Origin of the sequence: Amycolatopsis umgeniensis (assembly GCF_014205155.1) — a bacterium.
GTDB lineage: Bacteria > Actinomycetota > Actinomycetes > Mycobacteriales > Pseudonocardiaceae > Amycolatopsis > Amycolatopsis umgeniensis.
In genome coordinates, this window is sequence record NZ_JACHMX010000001.1 from 753,432 (window position 1) to 771,809 (window position 18,378).

At 69.1% G+C, this 18,378-nt stretch carries 17 protein-coding genes; 6 read left to right on the forward strand and 11 right to left on the reverse strand.

The window, feature by feature from the left end:
- Positions 1-33: 33 nt before the first annotated feature.
- Positions 34-591, reverse strand: coding sequence for a hypothetical protein (locus HDA45_RS03305; protein ID WP_184891820.1), 558 nt, complete (start codon positions 589-591; stop codon positions 34-36).
- A gap of 51 nt (positions 592-642) precedes the next feature.
- On the opposite strand from HDA45_RS03305, the gene HDA45_RS03310 reads away from it, so the two are divergent.
- Positions 643-1,293 carry a GOLPH3/VPS74 family protein gene (locus HDA45_RS03310; RefSeq protein ID WP_184891821.1) on the forward strand — a complete coding sequence of 217 codons (651 nt, stop codon included), beginning with the start codon at positions 643-645 and terminating at the stop codon, positions 1,291-1,293.
- On the opposite strand, the gene yidC is transcribed toward HDA45_RS03310, so the two are convergent.
- Both yidC and HDA45_RS03320 read right to left on the reverse strand, forming a co-directional pair.
- Positions 1,283-2,065, reverse strand: coding sequence for a membrane protein insertase YidC (gene yidC / locus HDA45_RS03315; RefSeq protein ID WP_184891822.1), 783 nt, complete (start codon positions 2,063-2,065; stop codon positions 1,283-1,285). The two genes, HDA45_RS03310 and yidC, sit on opposite strands and share 11 nt — an antisense overlap.
- A gap of 69 nt (positions 2,066-2,134) precedes the next feature.
- A complete protein-coding gene (locus tag HDA45_RS03320; protein ID WP_184891823.1) occupies positions 2,135-2,491 on the reverse strand; it encodes a DUF6412 domain-containing protein in 357 nt (118 codons plus the stop codon).
- A gap of 63 nt (positions 2,492-2,554) precedes the next feature.
- Between HDA45_RS03320 and HDA45_RS03325 the strand changes: the two genes are divergently transcribed.
- The 3 genes from HDA45_RS03325 (at position 2,555) to HDA45_RS03335 (ending at position 6,566) form a co-directional block, all read left to right on the forward strand.
- On the forward strand, positions 2,555-4,174 hold the full coding sequence (locus tag HDA45_RS03325) for an ABC-F family ATP-binding cassette domain-containing protein (RefSeq protein ID WP_184891824.1): 1,620 nt from the start codon (positions 2,555-2,557) through the stop codon (positions 4,172-4,174).
- A gap of 440 nt (positions 4,175-4,614) precedes the next feature.
- The gene (locus HDA45_RS03330; RefSeq protein WP_184891825.1) at positions 4,615-5,628 is read left to right on the forward strand and encodes an ElyC/SanA/YdcF family protein; all 1,014 of its coding nucleotides are present in this window, start codon (positions 4,615-4,617) and stop codon (positions 5,626-5,628) included.
- Between the two features lie 113 nt (positions 5,629-5,741).
- Positions 5,742-6,566: a class I SAM-dependent methyltransferase gene (locus HDA45_RS03335; RefSeq protein WP_184891826.1), complete on the forward strand. Its 825-nt coding sequence runs from the start codon at positions 5,742-5,744 to the stop codon at positions 6,564-6,566.
- A gap of 4 nt (positions 6,567-6,570) precedes the next feature.
- Here the strand turns inward: HDA45_RS03335 and HDA45_RS03340 are convergent, their stop codons facing one another.
- On the reverse strand, positions 6,571-8,172 hold the full coding sequence (locus HDA45_RS03340) for an ABC-F family ATP-binding cassette domain-containing protein (RefSeq protein ID WP_184891827.1): 1,602 nt from the start codon (positions 8,170-8,172) through the stop codon (positions 6,571-6,573).
- A 386-nt stretch (positions 8,173-8,558) separates the two neighbouring features.
- On the opposite strand from HDA45_RS03340, the gene HDA45_RS03345 reads away from it, so the two are divergent.
- Complete coding sequence (locus HDA45_RS03345; RefSeq protein WP_184891828.1) at positions 8,559-9,374, forward strand: DUF2382 domain-containing protein; 816 nt, start codon at positions 8,559-8,561, stop codon at positions 9,372-9,374.
- A gap of 48 nt (positions 9,375-9,422) precedes the next feature.
- Here the strand turns inward: HDA45_RS03345 and HDA45_RS03350 are convergent, their stop codons facing one another.
- Together HDA45_RS03350 and HDA45_RS03355 are read right to left on the reverse strand one after the other, a co-directional pair.
- Complete coding sequence (locus HDA45_RS03350) at positions 9,423-11,126, reverse strand: serine/threonine-protein kinase (RefSeq protein WP_184891829.1); 1,704 nt, start codon at positions 11,124-11,126, stop codon at positions 9,423-9,425.
- Positions 11,123-11,920, reverse strand: coding sequence for a hypothetical protein (locus tag HDA45_RS03355; RefSeq protein ID WP_184891830.1), 798 nt, complete (start codon positions 11,918-11,920; stop codon positions 11,123-11,125). Before HDA45_RS03355 ends, HDA45_RS03350 begins: the two co-directional genes overlap by 4 nt.
- Before the next feature lie 315 nt (positions 11,921-12,235).
- On the opposite strand from HDA45_RS03355, the gene HDA45_RS42255 reads away from it, so the two are divergent.
- Positions 12,236-12,901, forward strand: a complete 666-nt coding sequence (locus HDA45_RS42255) for a hypothetical protein (protein ID WP_246480592.1) — start codon at positions 12,236-12,238, stop codon at positions 12,899-12,901.
- A gap of 2 nt (positions 12,902-12,903) precedes the next feature.
- Here the strand turns inward: HDA45_RS42255 and HDA45_RS03365 are convergent, their stop codons facing one another.
- The 5 genes from HDA45_RS03365 to HDA45_RS03385 all read right to left on the reverse strand — a co-directional run bounded on the left by HDA45_RS03365 (position 12,904) and on the right by HDA45_RS03385 (position 18,310).
- Positions 12,904-13,341, reverse strand: a complete 438-nt coding sequence (locus tag HDA45_RS03365; protein WP_184891831.1) for a response regulator — start codon at positions 13,339-13,341, stop codon at positions 12,904-12,906.
- A complete protein-coding gene (locus tag HDA45_RS03370) occupies positions 13,338-14,876 on the reverse strand; it encodes a sensor histidine kinase (protein ID WP_184891832.1) in 1,539 nt (512 codons plus the stop codon). The genes HDA45_RS03365 and HDA45_RS03370 overlap by 4 nt, the downstream gene beginning before the upstream one ends.
- A complete protein-coding gene (locus HDA45_RS03375) occupies positions 14,873-16,099 on the reverse strand; it encodes a SpoIIE family protein phosphatase (protein ID WP_184891833.1) in 1,227 nt (408 codons plus the stop codon). The genes HDA45_RS03370 and HDA45_RS03375 overlap by 4 nt, the downstream gene beginning before the upstream one ends.
- 257 nt (positions 16,100-16,356) lie before the next feature.
- On the reverse strand, positions 16,357-17,331 hold the full coding sequence (locus tag HDA45_RS03380; RefSeq protein ID WP_184891834.1) for a TerC/Alx family metal homeostasis membrane protein: 975 nt from the start codon (positions 17,329-17,331) through the stop codon (positions 16,357-16,359).
- Positions 17,332-17,506: 175 nt separating this feature from the next.
- Positions 17,507-18,310 (reverse strand): LLM class flavin-dependent oxidoreductase, encoded by an 804-nt coding sequence (locus HDA45_RS03385; RefSeq protein WP_184891835.1) that lies wholly within the window; start codon positions 18,308-18,310, stop codon positions 17,507-17,509.
- Positions 18,311-18,378 lie beyond the last annotated feature (68 nt).

An 18,378-nucleotide genomic window follows, 5' to 3' on the forward strand; every position in this document is an offset into this window, starting at 1 on the left:
GTACCGAACAGTTCTTCGCCCGATTCCAGTGATTCAGCCGACTAGTTCACACGCCTTGTTCGCCTTCATGGCCTGGTCGAGCCCGGGCACCTTGTCGGACTCGACGGCGGGCACGTGCGAGACCAGGTCGATCCCGGTCACGTCGAGCGCTGCTTTGGCATAGCCGGCGCCGCCTTTCGGCAGCAGGGCGAGGTACTCGGTCACCTGCCCGCGCAACTTCCGGTAGAAGGCCAGCTCCCCGGAAGCGAGCGCGTCGGCCTCCTTCGCGATCTGCGGAAGTTTCCCGAGTCCGCCGATCGCCGCGGCCAGCGCGGTGTCCAGCTTCTTCAGCGAGGCCTCCGCCTTGGGCACGTCGGCGTCGGTCTTGATGTCGTAGCCCTTGGCCAGGCCGTAGACGATCAAGCGCATGTCCTTGACCGCGCCGCAGTACCCTCCTGTCCAGGAGACCAAAGCCGGAGCCGGGCCGGTCGGGGTCGGTGCCGGCGGTGGTGCCGGGGCGGGTGCGGGCGAGGACGGCCCACAGCCCGCGAGCAGGCAGCACGCGGTGAGGGCCACGGTCACTCGCAAGCGCGTTGCCGGGTGGCTCGTCATCCGGCAGAGGGTAAAGCCGCCCGACGGGACCGGTCCCGACGAAAGGACGAGATGAGCCAGTCACTGCCTCAGCGGATGTACCTGCTCGGCTACGACAGCGAAAAGAGCAGGCTCGACCCCGCCAGCGTCCTGGTCCGGGGCACGCTCCTGCGCGCGGCCGCGGTGGCCGAGCTGATCATCGACGGCCTCCTCACCGACCGGGACGGCAAGGCCGAGCGCACCGCCGCGGCCGAGCTCACCTCGCGAGACCCGTTCCTCGCGGGGGTGTTGGAGGACGCTCCCCGCGAGAAGCCGCGCCGCTGGTTCACCGTCGTCGACCGCGAGTGGCACAAGGCGGAGGACACCGTCCGCGACCAGCTCGCCGCCTCCGGCGTGATCTTCGTCGAGAAGCGCCGGGCGATGGGCATCTTCACGGTTCGCGACATCACCTTGTTGGATCAGCAGCGGACGCGAGAACTTCGCGAACGGGTCCGGAACGTGGTGCTGAGCGGCCAGGACCCCGCCACCGTCGCGATCGAAGACGCTGTCCTGGCCATGCTGTCCGCCGAGGGCGACGTCTACACGGTCTTCGCCCCCAAGGAGAAACGCGCGCACAAGAGCGCGGTCAAGGCGCTCGCCGCGCACGTCGACACCGTCCTCCCCGAGCTGAGGAAGGCCGCGCAATACTCGATCGCGGCACGCCGGGCGGCCGTCAACGGCTAGCCTCTTCCCTGTCGACGACCTTGGTGAGGAAATGCTGCTGCCCCAGCGTCCACACGTTGGTGGCCAGGAAGTACAGCAGGACACCGATCGGCACCGGGAAGAACGAACCCGAGACCAGCATTCCGAGCGGGGCCAGGTACATCATCAGCTTGACGATCCCCCCGGCCTCCGGGGCCGCCGCGGTCTGCCGGGCGAGACCCGAGCGCATCGAGAAGAACGTGGCCAGGCTCGCGATCAGCATCAAAGGCACGCCGACCGCGATCATGTGGACGTGGTCCGTGCCGAACGCGGCCAGCTCCGCCGCCGGTTGCGAAAGCCAGTTGCCGAGCTTCGCGCCGAACAGATCGGCGTTCAAAAAGGACTCGACCCCGGCGCGATCGAAGACGTGGTTCGACTGGGCGCCCGGGGTGAAATCGCGCAGTACCCAGTAGAGCGACAGGAACACCGGCAGCTGGATCAGCGCCGGGAGGCAGCCTCCCAGCGGGCTTGATCCGTTGTCGGCGTGCAGTTTTTGGATCTCCTGCGCCATCCGCCGGCGATCCTTGCCGTATTTCTCCTTGATCTCCCGCATCCGCGGGGCGAGTGCCTGCGTGCGGCGGCCCGCGCGCAGCGCGCCGAGAGCGGGTTTGACCAGCAGCAGGCGCAGGGTGAAAACGAGGAACGCGATGGCCAGCACCCAGGCCACCCCCGAGTCGGGACTCGAAACGGCGCCGAAAACCTTGTGCCAGAACCAGAGAATGGCGGAAACGGGGTACAGGAAGACATCGAACATGACCAGGTCACTCCGTCGGTTGAAGGTGAAGGGGCAGGAGTGACTGCCTCACCTTCGAACGAGGAGAAGTCAGGCAGCCACGATGCCCGGTGACGGAGCTCGTGGCCGGACGCGGCCGCGCGCGTCGGGATCGCGCAGGCTCAAGAACAGCTGCGCGCGTTCGCGCAGGCTGATGGCACGCACCCGCATCGCGGCGACCGACGGTTCCAAGCGGAAATGCGCGGCGAGCGCGAGCAGGATGACGGCGAGGGACGCGCTCAGGGCGGCGGCGAGCCCGAGCGGATTGGCGACAGCCACCGACGCCGTCAGCGCGGTGGCCAGGCTCAGCGGGTTGACCCCGCCGACGACCGGGAGCACGACGAACAACTCCGGGAGGAACAGCGCAAGCATCAGCTTGAGCCGCACGCCGAAGTAGGTTCGCTCCACGTCACCGACCTTACCGGAGATATTGCGTTGCGTGATCACCTCCACCGAAGGCAGTCTGTCGCCATGGGGCATGTGGAAGTCGCGCACGTCGAGTACTACCTGCCCGACGGACGGATGTTGCTCGGCGACGTCTCGTTCCGGGTCGGTGAGGGCAGCGTCTGCGCGCTCGTCGGCGCCAACGGGGCGGGCAAGACGACCTTGCTGAGGCTGATCTCGGGCGAACTCGAACCCGACGGCGGCTCGGTGACCATCAGCGGCGGTCTCGGGGTGATGCCCCAGTTCGTCGGGTCGGTGCGCGACGAACGGACCGTGCGGGACCTGCTCGTCTCGGTGTCGCCGGACGCGATCCGCGACGCCGCCCGCGCCGTCGACGAGGCCGAACTCGCGCTGATGGAACGCGACGACGAAGCGGCCCAGATGGCCTACGCCCAGGCACTCGGCGACTGGGGCGACGCTCGCGGCTACGAAGCCGAAGTCATGTGGGACAAGTGCACGACCGCCGCGCTCAACCTGCCGTACGAAAAGGCGCGCTGGCGCGAGGTGCGCACCCTGTCCGGCGGCGAGCAGAAGCGGCTGGTCCTGGAGGCGCTGCTGCTCGGCGGTTCCGGCGTCCTCCTGCTCGACGAGCCGGACAACTACCTCGACGTCCCCGGCAAACAGTGGCTCGAGCAGCGGCTGCACGAGACCCAGAAGACCGTGCTGTTCGTTTCGCACGACCGGGAACTGCTGGCACGGGCGGCGAAGAAGATCATCAGTGTCGAGCCGGGGCCGGCGGGCAGCGACGTCTGGGTGCACGGCGGTGGCTTCGACACGTACCACCAGGCACGCACAGAGCGGTTCGAACGCTTCGAGGAACTCCGCCGTCGTTGGGACGAAAAGCACGCCCAGCTCAAGAAACTCGTCACCGACATGCGTCAGTACGCCGCGCGCAGCGACGAGATGGCCTCGCGGTATCACGCCGCCCAGACGCGGCTGCGCAAATTCGAGGAAGCGGGTGCGCCCGCCGCTCCCCCGCGCGAGCAGAAGATCACCATGCGCCTGCGCGGCGGCCGGACCGGCGTCCGCGCCGTCACCTGCGAAGCACTCGAACTCCGCGGCCTGATGAAACCCTTCGACCTGGAGATCTTCTACGGCGAACGGGTCGCCGTGCTGGGCTCGAACGGCTCCGGCAAGTCGCACTTCCTGCGTCTGCTGGCAGGCGAGGACGTCTCGCACGACGGGCTGTGGAAGCTCGGCGCCCGTGTGGTCCCCGGCCACTTCGCGCAGACGCACGCCCATCCCGAACTGCTCGGGCAGACGCTCGTGGACATCCTCTGGACCGGCCACGCGCGAAGCCGCGGGCCCGCGATGAACATCCTGCGCCGCTACGAACTCGACGGCCAGGGCGACCAGCGGTTCGAGAAGCTGTCCGGCGGCCAGCAGGCGCGGTTCCAGATCCTCCTGCTGGAGATCGGCGGCGCCACCATCCTGCTGCTGGACGAACCGACCGACAACCTCGACCTCGCTTCGGCCGAAGCGCTGCAGCAGGCGCTCGAGGCGTACGAAGGCACCACGGTGGCGGTGACGCACGACCGGTGGTTCGCGCACTCCTTCGACCGGTACCTCGTGTTCGGAACCGACGGGCAGGTGCGGGAAACCGCGGAGCCGGTCTGGGACGAGCGGCCGGTGCAACGGGCACGGTGACCGCTGGGTCAAGCGGGTCGCGAGTGGCTCTTCGGGTGAGAACCAACCCCTACGGTCTGGCGGTTTCGCGTGACTGGACGGACGACTCGCGATGAGACCTGTCCAGTCACGCGAGTCGTCCGTCTGATCACACGTGCCGTCCACCCAGTCACGCGAAATGCCATAGGAACCTACTGGCATTCTGGCTACGACCACATCCCAGGCCCGGTCCGTGAAGGCCTCCTTGCCTACGCTCAAGGTAGTGAAGGAGGCCTTCACGGACTTCCGGATCGCCACGCTCGCCTCAACAGCCCCACGCCCCGCTCAGGATTCCCCCTGCCGGGTAAGGAAAGGCGACACGCCGACCGGCGGCGCTCCCAGTACGGCGGCGGTGTGTTTCAATGCCGCCGCACCGCGTGCCGACGCCCGAGTGCCCGCATCGTCAGAAGGCTGGAGAACTCGTGAGGGCCGCCGCAATTCCCTTCGCCATCGCGGCCCTGTGCTGCGCGGCGTTCCTGGTGAGTTTCCTTCGCGACCGGCGCCGGCTACGGAACGGCTTCTATCTCTTCTTCGCGCTCCTGTTCCTCGGCATCACCCTCATCGCGCTCCTCGCCTCGGTGTCGCCCGAAGCGGCGGGCTTCGTCGCGGTCAGCGTGATCCTGCTGATCATCCCGACCGTCCTCGCGCTGACGGTCTTCCTGATCTGCAACGGGATCACCATGCTCCGCCGCGAGGGGCGCAGGCTGGCCAACGTGCTGTCCCTGCTGACGGGGCTCGGCATCTGCGCGCTGATCGTGTTCAACGCGACGGTCACGCAACTGGCCTGGGAACCTCTCGACATCCTCCGCGGCAGCCTCAACGGAATCCTCGTCTACGTCTCGTTCCTCTTCGTCTGCTTCCTCCTGTACTCGATCGTCTACGGCCGCATCCGCACCGAGAAAGGCGTGGACTTCGTCGTGGTGCTCGGGTCGGGACTGCTGGACGGCCACCGGGTGCCGCCGCTGCTGGGCAGCCGTCTGAAGAGGGCCAAACGCGTCGTGGACGCGGAGGCTCGCCGCGGGCGGGAGCCGATGGTGGTCACCTCGGGCGGGCAGGGGGCCGACGAGGACCTGCCGGAGTCCCACGCCATGGCCGAGTACCTGGTCGAGGCCGGGCTGCCGAGGGAGCGGATCCTCACCGAGGACCAGTCTCGGACGACGTTCGAGAATCTCACCTTCAGCGCCGAAATCATGAGGGAGCGGAAGCCGGACTACCGGTGCACGGTGGTCACGAACAACTTCCACGTGCTCCGCGCCGCCCTCATCACGCGCCGCGCCAAGGTGAACGGCCAGGTCATCGGGGCGCCGACGGCCTGGTACTTCTGGCCGAGCGCCACCCTCCGCGAATTCGTGGCCATTCTCGTGGACCACAAGATCAAGAACCTGATCATCTGCGGGCTCATCGTGCTTTCCCAGGTGTCCCGCGTCTTCTCCTGAGGCCGAAGAACTGACACCCCGGGACGAATTCGCGCCACCACCACACAAACAGCCATGACAAATCCCGCATCCTCGTTTGACAACGCCGTTTTCGCCGGGCCATCGTCCTGCGCATGAGCGCTTACACCCGCCAGGCGATGGCGCTGCTGTTCGACAGGACGGCGAAGACCTACGACGCCCTCGGCGTCGACTTCTTCAGCGCGTTCGCCAGGGAACTGCTCGACCGCGTCCGGCTCGCGCCCGGTGAGCGGGTGCTGGATGTCGGCTGCGGACGGGGCGCGGTGCTGTTCCCCGCCGCCGAGCGGGTCGGCCCGGGCGGATCGGTGCTGGGCATCGACCTTTCGTCCGCGATGATCAAGCGCACCGAGCAGGACATCGAGGACCGCGGCCTCGACAACGCCTCGGTTTCCCTTATGGACGCCCAAGAACCGATGCTGGCCGACGCCGCCTTCGACGTGCTCCTCGCGTCCTTCGTGGTGTTCTTCCTGCCGGATCCGGTCGCCGGCCTGCGATCGTGGCACCGCCTGCTCGTACCCGGCGGCCGGGTGGGGGTGACCACGTTCGGCGCCGACGATCCCCGATGGGCCGCCGTGCGCGAGGTGTTCAAACCGTTCGTACCACCGGAGCTCGCGTGGACGATGGCCATCCGGGCCGGTTTGTTCGCCACCGTCGAGACCTTCGGCCAGGCCGTGGAGTCGGCGGGCTTCACCGGTGTCACGTCCGTGGAACGCGTCTATCCGGTGAAGTTCGCCGACCCCGGGCACTGGATCACCTGGTCCTGGTCGCACGGCCAGCGGATGTTCTGGGAACTGGTCCCGGAAGACCGCCTCGACGCCGTGCGCCAGGCCGTGCTCGCCGAGCTCGAACCGCTGCGCGAACCCGACGGGAGCGTGGTGCTGGCGCAGACCGTGCGCTACACCCTCGCCCACCGCGGTTGACGGCTCACAACACGAGCCTCGGCCAGGATTCCGTGTCACGCGACAGCTGCCTGTCGTGCGTGGCGATCACCACCGCGGCCGGGGTCGCCCCGAGCGCGGCGGTCAGCTCGTCGACGAGCGTGACGGACAGATGGTTGGTCGGCTCGTCCAGCAGCACCACATGCGGACGGCGGGCCAGCACCAGTGCCAGATCCAGCCGCCGCCGGGCACCGACGGACAGTTCGGCGACCGGCCGGTGCCGGTCGTAGCCGCCGAGCAGGCCCAGTTCACCCAGCCCCGGCCCGGGAGCCCCCGTCCTGGCGAGCTGTTCGTCGTACAACTCCATCGCCGTACGCCCGCCCGGCAGTTCGGACTCCTGCCCCAGCCGCCCGATCCGCGCCGACCGGGAGCGGGTGATAGTCCCCGTCCCCGGCTCGAGCTCCCCGGACAGCACGGTCAGCAGCGTCGACTTGCCCGCGCCGTTGGGCCCGGTGACCACCAGTCGGTCGCCGCTTTCCAGCACCAGGTCGACCGGGCGCGCGAGCCGTCCGGCCACCGTCACCCCGGCGGCACCGAGCAGCATCGCGCCGCGACGCGACGGCAGCTCGGGCATGGCGAACCTGGCGGGCGGTGGCGGGATCGCCACCACGTGCTCTGCCAGCTCCTCCTGCCGCCGGTGCACCGCGCGGACCAGCCCCGGCGCCCGGGTGGCCCGGACATGCCTGCCGGTGCCCTTGGGCGGCCGCCAGTTGTCGCGCAGCCGGTTCCGCGCCGCGGACAGGTCGTCGGCCAGCCGTTGCCGTTCGGCGATCTGTTCGGCGTGCGCCGACTCCCAGCGCGCGCGTTCGGCCCGGCGAGCGTCGACGTAGGCGGCGTAGCCACCGCCGTAGACCCGCGGCCGGTCGTCGCTCGACGGATCGAGGTCGATGACCGTGGTGGCCACGTCCGCGAGCAACGCCCGGTCGTGGCTGACCAGGACGACGACACCCGGGTACGCGCGCAACCGCTCGGTGAGGTGCTCGAGCCCGGCGGCGTCGAGGTGGTTGGTCGGCTCGTCGAGCAGCAGCACGGGATGACCGGCCCCGAGCAGGCAGGCCAGCCGCACGCGGTGGCGCTGCCCGACCGAAAGTGTCCCGAGTGGACGATCGCGGTCGTCGACGGCGTTCAAGGCGGCCAGTGACATCTCGACACGCCTGTCGGCGTCCCACGCGTCGAGTGCTTCGGCCTCGGCGAGCGCGGCGGCGAAGAGGTCTTCCGCGCCGGGAAGACCATCGCCGAGCGCACCGGTGGCCGCCTCCAGGCGGGCCAGCGCACCACGGACCGTCGCCAGTTCGAGGTCGATCAGCGCGCCGACGGTGTCGTTCGCGCCGAGCGGGATCTGCTGATCGGCGACACCGGCCGAACCCGCGCGGTGCACCTCGCCGCGGTCGGCGGGCAGGTCGCCGGCGAGGACCCGGAGGAGCGTGGTCTTGCCGCGACCGTTCTCCCCGACGATGGCGACCCGCTCACCGGCGGCGGCCACGAGATCGACCCCGGAGAGCACGGGCCGTCCCCCGAAGGAGAGGTGGACACCGGACAGGCGGACGTGCGCGGCGCGCAGTGGCGCTTGAGAAAGAGGGGATGACATGAAGGAACTGCCTCCAGCGAAAGTGATGAGCAGGAAGAACGAACTCCGGTACCGCGGCTCGCGGTACCGGTGGAGGCGTCGTTCCTCAGAGGAACAGCAGTGGCTGCATCACGATCACGAGGTTAGGGCAAGCGCAGAGATCCGCGCATCCGGTTTTCCGCGGGCGCTCGGGAAGAGATCCACACCTTCGCACCAACTCCAGACCGCCGGTCACCCCGCGAGCACCCCCTTCCACCTGCGACGACACGCCGCTCCTAGCCCGCGAGCCCGGCTTCAAACCACCACTTTCCGGGGTCACCCACAGGAGCACCACGACGGTTGCCGTGATCACCGGCCCGGCTGACGGTGGGCTTCAGCAGCAACATCGTTCGAGAGGAGCAGGACCGATGGCGAAGACCATGCAGCCGCAGGAACTCATCGACAGTGCCGTGGTCGATCCGACGGGCAACAAGCTCGGAAAGGTCGGCAACGTCTATCTCGCCGACGCGACGCACCAGCCGGAATGGATCACGGTCAAGACGGGCCTGTTCGGCACCAAGGAGAGTTTCGTCCCGCTCTCGGGCGCGCACGCGGACAAGGACGGCGTGCACGTCCGTGTCGACAAGGACGCCGTCTCCGACGCGCCCCGCATCGACGCCGACGGCCACCTCTCCCAGGAGGAGAGCGCCCAGCTGTACAAGCACTACGGGCTGCCGATGCCGCGGACGTCGCCGGACGGCCGGATGGACGACCGGGCTCAGGGCCAGGGCCAGGGTCGTCCCGGCGCCATGGGCGGCACCGGTCGCGGCAAGCCCGGGATGGACGCGGGCGCCGGGAAGAAGGACCGGGACGCCGAGCACACCATGACCCGGTCCGAGGAGCGGCTGAACGTCGGCACCGAGCAGGTCGAGACCGGCCATGTCCGGCTGCGCAAGTACGTCGTCACCGAGGAGCAGCAGGTCACCGTCCCGGTCAGCCACGAAGAGGTGCGCATCGAACGGGAACCGATCACGAACGCGAGCGGCGGGCGTGCCGAGATCGCCGAGGACGAGCAGGAAGTCACCCTGCACGCCGAGAAACCGGTGGTGAATAAGGAAACCGTCGCGGTCGAGCGGGCACGGCTCAAGACCGAGACCGTCACCGAGGACCAGACGATCTCCGGCAAGGTCCGCAAGGAGCAGTTCGAGGTCACGGACGACGAAGGCAAGCACCGCAAGTCCTGATCCCGGAACAGGGGGCGGCCCGGGAAGACCGGGGCGCCCCCTGGGGCTTCAGCGGGTACGGCGGGCACGGGCGGCCGCGACGACGAAGCCCGCCGCCACCGCCCCCGCGATCGCGCAGCCGACGCCGGACAGCACCGCGGGTTCGCGCACCCGCAGCACCGAGACGCACAACCACGCCGCCGCGCCGAACAGCAGGCCGAGGATCGGCCCGCCGACGAGCGCGCCCCGCCAGCGGTGGCCGTTGCGGAGGGTCCGCAGCCCGGATTCCAGGTACGCCAAGGCGAACAGCGCCAGGATCAGGCTGCCCGCGCCGAGCGCGCTCGCGAGCGGATGCTGATGGGTGCGCAGGGTGAACGTCTCGGTGACGCCGCCGGCCGTCACCGTGGCGGTGACGGCACCGCCGACGATCCACCGGGTGAGCCCGGGGAACCGGAGATCGGCGCTGTACGAGTCGCCTTCGAACTTCGGTGTCGCCGTGGCGGACCCCAAGGGAATCCCCGCGGCCGTCAGATCGAGGCTCACCTGCCCCGGATTCCCTTTACCCGTCAACGTGAACGTCTTGCTGAAGTCCACTTCCGGCGACGACGAAACGACGGCGAGGTCGACGGCCAGGAGCGAAGGCTCGTGTGGCTGCCGCTCCGGGTTGAGCAGCGCGAGCACCACGAGCGCGAGGGCGGCGGCCGCCGCGGCCAGCCGGAACCAGAGCACCGGACTCGACGGTTCCGCGGTCTGGGGCTCGAAGGGTTCGGGCTCGAACGCCGCCCGGGTCGCCGACAAGGTCGGATCAGGCGTGGGACGGTGGACCGGTCTCGTCGGGCCGTCCCCGGCCGGAACCGGCACGGCGACCGGCGTGCTGAGCGCGGAGATCACCCGCGGGGTGAGGTGCCGGACCGGCACCCGCGACCGTTCCAGCCAACCCGGCCCGTAGACGGCGGTGGCGGCCGAGGCGAGGTCGGCCGCGAACGTCTCCGCGTCGCGATAGCGGGAGTCGAGTTCGCGCGCGAGGCTGCGCATGATGACCATCGCGAGCGGCGCGGGCACCCCGTCGATCGGGCGCGGGTCGGTGAACATGTGCTGGCGCATCATGCTGATCGCGCCGCGCGTGTTGTCGAACGGCAGCTTCCCGGACAGCAGTTCGTAGAGCACCGTGCCCGCCGAGTAGACGTCGGCGGCAGGGCTCAGCGCGTTGCCCATCGCCTGCTCCGGCGCGATGTAGGCGGGCGTGCCGAGGACTTCGCCACCGTGGGTGACCAGCGTGGCACCCTCGCTGATCACCTTCGCGATGCCGAAGTCGGCCACCTTCATCACGCCTTGTGTGGTGAAGAGCAGGTTCTTCGGCTTGACGTCCAGATGCAGCACACCCGCTTCGTGCGCCGCGTGGAGCCCGGCGAGCATCGCCAGCCCGATCGCGCAGGCCTGCTCCGCGCCGACTCCCCCGGCTTGGAAACGGCTGTGCACCGTGCCGCCGTCGAGACGTTCCATCACCATCAGATGCTCGCGGCCGGTGCGCACGTAGTCGTAGACCGGCACGATATGCGGGTGGTCGAGGCTGGCCAGCACCCGCGCTTCGCGGTCGAAGAGCTGGCTGCTGACAGCGTGGTTCAGCACGTCCCACGGCAGCTGTTTGATGGCGACGTCGCGGCCCAGTGAACGGTGGACGCCGGCGAAGACGACCCCCATCCCGCCCTGGCCGATCGCGGCCCCGATCTCGTACTGCGGCAACGCGGCGACGACCTCGGCGGGTGCGCTCATGGGGTGAATTCCTTGGTGCCGTCGGGAAAGCGGACCGTTTCGTCATCGGCGGGCCCCGGCGCCGGATGCGGCGTCAGATAGCCGAGAAGGAACGCGATGACGGCGGCGCCGAGTACCACCGGGATCTCGACCGCCGGTTCCGGCGCGACGAGCCGCAGCACGGACAGCGAGACGACGGCGACGAGCCCGGTGCCGAATCCGGCGGGAAGGAAGCGCAGGCCGCGTCCCCAGCGATTCGCGGGCAGGCGATGGCGGGCGAGCGCGAGCAGGGCTGTCAGCCAAGCCAGCACGGTGAGCACCAGCATCGCGAGACCGAAGGCACCGTAGACGGACCAGAAGGACCCGCGGATGTCGGCGACCGTGGTGGCCTCGCCGAGGGTGCCGCGCTGGGCGTCGAGCAGTTCGACCGTCGACGGGAGCAGCCCGATCGCCTGGCCGGAGAGGTCGGCCATGTCCAGTACGAAGGTCCTGGTGACCCGGCTGTGCGCGGGGACCTCGAACGGGGCCGTGGTGTCGTAGGCGAAGAACGTCAGGGCGAGCGCGACACCGGACACCCGCACGCTGCGGACCTTGAGCGCCGTCCCACCGCCGTTGGTGGCGGTGACGGTGAGTTCGATCTGCTTGGCCGGATCGACGGTGACCGTGGCGTTCGCGATCGGCCGGTCGTCGAGCGTGACCGCCAGTTCGAGCCCGCCACCGTCAGTACCGCCGCCACTGTCCGCAGTGGCCGGTGGCGAGCCCAGGAGGACCACGCACAAACCCAACGCAACCCCTGCCGCGATGACACGTCCCATTTTGCGTATCCCCTGTTTGCACAATCCGACTGGTCCGGAATGCTACAGCGAGCACTTACCGGAGAGGGACGCCCAATGCGTATCGTGGTTCGCCTGATATTCGGCACCGTGACCGGGTTGTTGTTCCTGCTTTCCCAGGTGGGAGCGGGAAACGCGCAACAGTCCCCTTATCAGTCCACGGTTGGTTTGAAACCTTCGAGTGGACCCGCCGGGAGTTCTTTCACCATTTCCTGGAATTTCTCCCCGTGCAAAGGGCCGATTTCTTTCACGTGGGAGGGAGCGGCCATCACGTCGGTCAGTGCCCCGAGTGGACAGGTGGGGGCGACGGTGCCGGGCAACGCGACACCCGGTGGCCACACGGTCACGGGCAACTGCACGAACGCACGGACCGGCCAGCCGCTGACCGGGAGCGCGACCTACCGCGTGACCGGGACGGTGACCACGGCTCCCCCGACGACGAAGGTGCCGCCGACGACCAAACCGACCGTCCCGGTGACCACCCCGACCGTCCCGACCAGACCGGGGACGACCACCACGCCGACCACACCGGTCACCACGACGACCCCGCCCACCACGACACCGCCGTCCACAACGGACACTCCCCCGCCGACGACGGACGTCCCCTCGTCGAGCAGCACCCCGCCCGGCCCGAACGACCTGGTCCTCGACCGGCCGAGCGTGCAGCCCGGTGACAAGCTGTCCGCGAAAGGCACGGGCTGCCTGCCGGGAGAGCGCGTCACCCTGACCTCGGACGGCGACCGCGTCGGCGGTGCCTACGCCGACGGCACCGGGTCCTTCACCGCGGCTGTCGAGTTCACCCGGATCGAGGCTGGCAGGCACACCGTCGTCGCGGACTGCGGCGTGCGGTTGACCGGCGCCGTCGACCAGGTCGTGACCAGTTCGTCCGGCGGGCAGAGCAGCACCCTGGTGGTGCTGGTGTTCTTCGTGCTGGCCGGGATCACCGTGCTGCGCTTCCCCTGAGGTCAGCGCGGGAGTTTCACCACGGTGACGAAGAAGTTGTCGATCTGGCGCACCACGTCGATGAACCGGTCGAAGTCGACCGGTTTGGTGACGTAGGCGTTGGCGTGCAGGTCGTAGCTGCGGAGGATGTCCTCCTCGGCTTCGGACGTGGTGAGCACGACGACGGGGATGCTGCGCAGCTCCGGTGACGCCTTGACCTCGCTGAGCACCTGACGGCCGTCTTTGCGGGGCAGGTTCAGGTCGAGCAGGATCAGGCCTGGGCGTTCCGCGTCCTCGTACGGCGCTTCGCGGCGCAGGAACTGCAGCGCCTGCTCGCCGTCGGAGACGACCGAAAGGGTGTTGCGGATCTTGTGGTGCTCGAAGGCCTCTTGCGTCATGAGGACGTCGCCGGGGTCGTCTTCGACCAGCAGGATGTGGATCGGTTCCAGGGAGTCGGTCATGCTTGTTCGTTTCCTTCGCTGGAGTTCTGGTCTGCGGGAAGGGTGAAGCAGAAGCGGGTTCCGGCCGTGACGGTGGTGTCCAGCCAGATCCTCCCGCCGTGGTGCTCGACGATCTTGCGGCTCAGCGCCAGGCCGATCCCGGTGCCGGGGTAGTCGCCGCGGCCGTGCAGGCGTTGGAAGATCACGAAGATCCGCTCGGCGTACTCGTCGCTGATGCCGATTCCGTTGTCGGTGACGGAGAATCGCCAGTCCGTGCCGTCGAGTTCCGCGGAGACGTCGATCTCCGGCGGATCCTCTCCCCGGAACTTGACCGCGTTGCCGACCAGGTTCTGCAAGACCGCCGTCAGAAGGGACTTCTCCCCGCGCACGGCGGGAAGTTCACCGCGGGTGATCCGGGCGCCGGATTCGGCGATGGCGTCTTCGAGATTGCCGAGCGCGGTGTCCAGCAGGCTCCCGGACTCCAGCAGGACGCTCTCCCCCGGACGGCGCCCGACCCGGGAGAAGGCGAGCAGATCGTTGATCAGCGCTTGCATCCGTTTCGCGCCGTCGACGGCGAATCCGATGTACTGGTCGCCGCGTTCGTCCAGCTTCCCCTGGTACCGCTTCTGGAGCAGCTGGCAGAAGCTGGCCACCTTGCGCAGCGGCTCCTGCAGGTCGTGCGAGGCGACGTAGGCGAACTGCTCCAGATCCGAGTTCGACCGCTCCAGCTCACGGGTCCGGACGACGATGGTCTCCTGCGCGCGCTCGAGATGCGTGACTTCCTCGAGGATCCGCGAACGCAGCGATTCCACATCGGACGCCAGTTCGCGCATCTCCTTGGGGCCGGAGCCGCGGACCTCACGGTGGATATCGGCCGTGGCGACGTCGCGCACTTCCCCGGCCAGCTGGCGGATCGGCCTGATCAGCTTGCGGTGCAAGAGGAAGAACACCAGGGCCAGTGTCGCGCAGAGCAGCACCGCGATGGCGACGAGCATCACGCGCAGCACGTCGGCCGCGGAGGACAGGTCCTCCCGTGCGTCCAGCCGCTCCCCTTCCAGGCGGCTCTGCAGCACTGTCATCGCGCTGCGCACCCCGTCGAACAGGGGTTTGCTCGCCTCCACCTGTTCCCCGGTGGCGGGCGCGCCGGCGAGCACCGGCTCGATGACCGTCCGGCGCCAGGCCGTGGCGGCGCGCAGTACCTGGTCCAGGTCGTCGCCGATGATCGTGCCGGGAGTCGCGCCGAGCCGCCGCAGTTCCGCGACCGCGACGTCCTGCGCTCTGAGCCCGTCACGGTAGGGCTCGAGGAATTCGGCGCGGCCCGCCAGGATGTACCCGCGGACGCCGGTCTCCTGGTTCAGCATCGCCGTCGAAAGGGCGGTGGACTGCAGGACCTGCGGACCGGTCACGTCCAGCAGCCGGGCACGCGAATCGGTGAGGTTGGTCAAGGCCACCGACCCCGCCACGATCGCGCCACCGATCAGCAGCGAAGCGATCACCCCGGAAAACACGGCCCAGCGCCTGATCGACCAGACGTCGTCGTGGGCATCGCGCTTCATCGGGGCGGCTCCTCGGCGTCGAACGTGAGCAGTGCCAGCGCGACGTCGTCGTCCAGCGGTCCGCCGTGCAGGACGTCCATCTCGCTGATCAGGTGGTCGAGCGCCCTGTCCGAACCTCCCGCGGCGTCGAGGCTGCTCAGCGCCGCCTCGGCCATCCGCTCGAGTCCGACCCGTTCACCGCTGTTCTCGACGCGCCCTTCGAACAGGCCGTCGGTGTACAGCAGCAGTGACCATCGCGGCCCCATCGGCACCGTCAGCTCCCGCCACCCGGTGCCCGGCGCGACACCCAGCGGTGGGCCGAGCGCTTCTCGGGACAGCAGCCTGCCGCCCGAATCGTCGACCAGCAGCGGTTGCGGATGCCCGGCCAGGGTCATTCGCAGGGACCGGCGGTCCGGGGCGACGGTGATCATGCAGACGGTGGCGAACAGCGGGCCCAACGCCTCGTGCTGCAGCATCTTTTCGACCATCGCCAGCGTTTCCGCCATGGGCAGCCCGGCGAGCACGACCGAACGCCACGCGATCCGCAGCGCGACGCCGAGCGCCGCCTCGTCCGGGCCGTGCCCGCACACGTCCCCGATGACCAGCTGCAGGGTGCCGTCGGGGAGTTCCACGGCGTCGTAGAAGTCGCCGCCCAGCAAGGCCCCGTTCCGGCCGGGCCGGTACCGCACCGCGAGACCGAGCCGGGGGTCGGTGACCAGCGGTGTCGGCAGCAGGCCGCGTTCGAGGCGCGCGTTCTCCCTGGCGAGCAACTGGTGCTGCAGCAGTTGCTGCTCGATACGTTCGGCGCGGCTGCGTTCCCAGGAGTACCGCAGGGTCCGCGCGAGCAGCTGCCCGTCGACGTGGTGCTTGACCAGGTAGTCCTGCGCGCCGGCACCCAGCGCGGACACCCCGAGCGCCTCGTCTTCGCGGCCGGTCAGGACGATCACCGCCGTCGAGGGCGCGTGCTGCCGCAACCGGGTCAGACCGGCCAGCCCGGTCGCGTCCGGCAACTGGAGATCCAGGAGCACGCAATCGGCCGTGATCGGCCGGGCGAGGGCCTGTTCGAGCGTGGTCGCCCTGTCGAGCACGACCCGTTCGAGGCTCTCGGCCGCGTCCGCCAGCATCTCTTCGACCAGGAGCGCGTCGCCGTCGTCGTCCTCGACGAGCAGGACATGCAAGCGGTCCAGCTGCGGCGAAGGTCTGCGAGGTGGGGACTGCTCGCCGTGCCGCACGGCGTTGGACACGGACAGCCACCTTTCCTCACCGGATTTCCGGCGCGCGAACAGAAGACGGCTGTCTTCTCAACCACCGGGAGCCTACCGGCCGTACCGGACCCGCCGCCGGTTCGGACAGCCGACACGCCAGCATTCGGACACTGTCAGGGGTCACGTGGCGGATGAGGCGGCCGCATCGCCGCGAAGACCAGGAGCAATGCGGCGAGGAAGAGCGCGGCGACCGCGATGTCGATCAGGAAGCCGATGACGAGTCCGGTGATCATCGCTCACTCCTGTGCCGTCCGGGCGTCTTCACGACGGCGCGCGTACAGGCTGGTGAACGAAACCACGACCAGGACGGCGATGATCACCCCGAGCGAGACCGGCGTCGGGACCTGCGGCACGGCGGGCCAGATCCCGTGTGCCCAGTGCAGGACCAGTTTCACCCCGATGAAGGCGAGGATGATCGCGAGGCCGTGGTTCAGGTGGATCAGCTTCGCCAGCGCCGAATGAAGCACGAAGTAGAGGGCGCGCAGGCCCAGCAGGGCGAAGGCGTTGGTGGCGAACACGAGGTACGGGTCCTCGGTGATGCCGTAGACGGCGGGCACCGAATCGACCGCGAACACCACGTCCGTGGCGAACACCGCGACGACCACCACCGCCAGCGGAGTGAGCGCGCGGCGTCCGTGCTCGCGTACGGTCAGCCGGGTGCCGCGGTAGTCGTCGGTGACCGGCATCAGCCTGCGCAGCAACCGGACGGACCGCAACTGTGAGAGGTCCATCTCGCTCTCGCCCTCCGACATGGCCTCACGCAGGATCTTGATCGCCGAGGCGAACAGGATCAGGCCGAAAACGAGGAACGCCCAGGTGCCGGCCGAGAGCATCGCGGCGCCCGCCGCGATGAACACACCGCGGAGCACCAGCGCGCCGACGATGCCGTACAGCAGCACGCGTTGCTGGACGGCCGACGGGACCGCGAAGGCGGCGAGCAGCAACATGAAGACGAACAGGTTGTCGACCGACAGGGACTTCTCGACCACGAAGCCGGTCATGAACTCGATCGCCTGGTCACCACCGAAGTCCAGCCACAACCAGAGCCCGAACACCACGGGGAGCGCGAGGTAGAAGACCGACCAGCCCGCCGCCTCCCGCATCGACACCTCATGGGGTCGGCGGGTGACGGCGAAATCGGCGACGAGCAGTGCCAGCAGGACGGCGATGCTGATCGCCCACAACCCCGGCGATCCCACGGAGTCGGACATGGAGCCTCCTCGAACTCGAAGTTCGAGGTCTCCTTCGCCCGGCGGGGCGGCCTCCCGGGGACACCAGCGGGGTGTCCGTACTGACCGGGCAGACTCTTGGGAAGTACTCCCCTCGTCGGTCCAGTATGCCACTTGGTAAAGAGATGTTAAAGATGGGGCTGAAGGACGCCTTCCCCTAGGCCGGGCCGTCCCGCAGCACGCCGCGCACCGCGTCGACGGACAGGTCGTCCCACGGGAACTCGGCCATCCACCAGGTCGCCCCCGCCTTCGCATACGGCGCGAGGTCCGTGCCCGCCGGGACACCGATCGCGAAGTCGTAAGGCGCCTCGTCGTCCTCACGCAACGCGGTGATCGTCTCGACCGCCTCGGCGAACTCGTCCGCGTGCGGCAGGTTCACCGGGAAGAACCCGTCGTACCGGGCGGCCCTGCGCATCGGCTTCACCTTCCCGGGGAAGCCCGCCAGCCACACGGGAACCGGCCGCATGGGACGAGGCAGGAAGGTGATGTCGTCGACCGTGTAATGCTTTCCGTGATGCCGTACGGGTTCACCGGACCAAGCGGCCGTGAGGATCTCGAGCGACTCGTCCAGCATCTCGCCGCGTTTGCGATCGTCCAGCTCGTCGCCGGTCTTCGAGAACTCCGCGCCGAACCGGTCACTGCCGAGTCCCGCGCCGAGGATCAGCCTTCCGCCGCTCAACCGGTCCAAAGTGGCCGTCTCGCGGGCGAGCTTGACCGGACGACGGCGGGCGAGCGGCGTGACCATCGGCCCGAAGACGAGGTTCTCGGTGGCGGACGCGACGGCGGCGAGCGTGATCCACGGGTCGGCGACGGCGCGCACCGGCTCCTGCCAGCGGATGTGGTCCCAGACGAACAGGCCGTGCCAGCCCGCTTCTTCGGCCTCGGCGGCGAGGCGCGCGACGATCACCGGGTCGGCCAGCTCGTCGAAGATCGGCAGCCAGAGTGCTGAGCGCAGATTCATTCTGCGACCGTACGAGTGTTGGGGCCGCCGTGGCGAGCCTCGCAAGTCCGTGAAGGACTCCTTCCCTA

Excerpts from the sequence above, each read along its gene's own strand:
- HDA45_RS03305 (WP_184891820.1), bottom strand. The coding sequence starts at position 591 with ATGACGAGCCACCCGGCAACGCGCTTGCGAGTGACCGTGGCCCTCACC.
- HDA45_RS03310 (WP_184891821.1), top strand. The coding sequence starts at position 643 with ATGAGCCAGTCACTGCCTCAGCGGATGTACCTGCTCGGCTACGACAGC.
- yidC (WP_184891822.1), bottom strand. The coding sequence starts at position 2,065 with ATGTTCGATGTCTTCCTGTACCCCGTTTCCGCCATTCTCTGGTTCTGG.
- HDA45_RS03325 (WP_184891824.1), top strand. The coding sequence starts at position 2,555 with ATGGGGCATGTGGAAGTCGCGCACGTCGAGTACTACCTGCCCGACGGA.
- HDA45_RS03335 (WP_184891826.1), top strand. The coding sequence starts at position 5,742 with ATGAGCGCTTACACCCGCCAGGCGATGGCGCTGCTGTTCGACAGGACG.
- HDA45_RS03340 (WP_184891827.1), bottom strand. The coding sequence starts at position 8,172 with ATGTCATCCCCTCTTTCTCAAGCGCCACTGCGCGCCGCGCACGTCCGC.
- HDA45_RS03345 (WP_184891828.1), top strand. The coding sequence starts at position 8,559 with ATGGCGAAGACCATGCAGCCGCAGGAACTCATCGACAGTGCCGTGGTC.
- HDA45_RS03350 (WP_184891829.1), bottom strand. The coding sequence starts at position 11,126 with ATGAGCGCACCCGCCGAGGTCGTCGCCGCGTTGCCGCAGTACGAGATC.
- HDA45_RS03355 (WP_184891830.1), bottom strand. The coding sequence starts at position 11,920 with ATGGGACGTGTCATCGCGGCAGGGGTTGCGTTGGGTTTGTGCGTGGTC.
- HDA45_RS03365 (WP_184891831.1), bottom strand. The coding sequence starts at position 13,341 with ATGACCGACTCCCTGGAACCGATCCACATCCTGCTGGTCGAAGACGAC.
- HDA45_RS03370 (WP_184891832.1), bottom strand. The coding sequence starts at position 14,876 with ATGAAGCGCGATGCCCACGACGACGTCTGGTCGATCAGGCGCTGGGCC.
- HDA45_RS03380 (WP_184891834.1), bottom strand. The coding sequence starts at position 17,331 with ATGTCCGACTCCGTGGGATCGCCGGGGTTGTGGGCGATCAGCATCGCC.
- HDA45_RS03385 (WP_184891835.1), bottom strand. The coding sequence starts at position 18,310 with ATGAATCTGCGCTCAGCACTCTGGCTGCCGATCTTCGACGAGCTGGCC.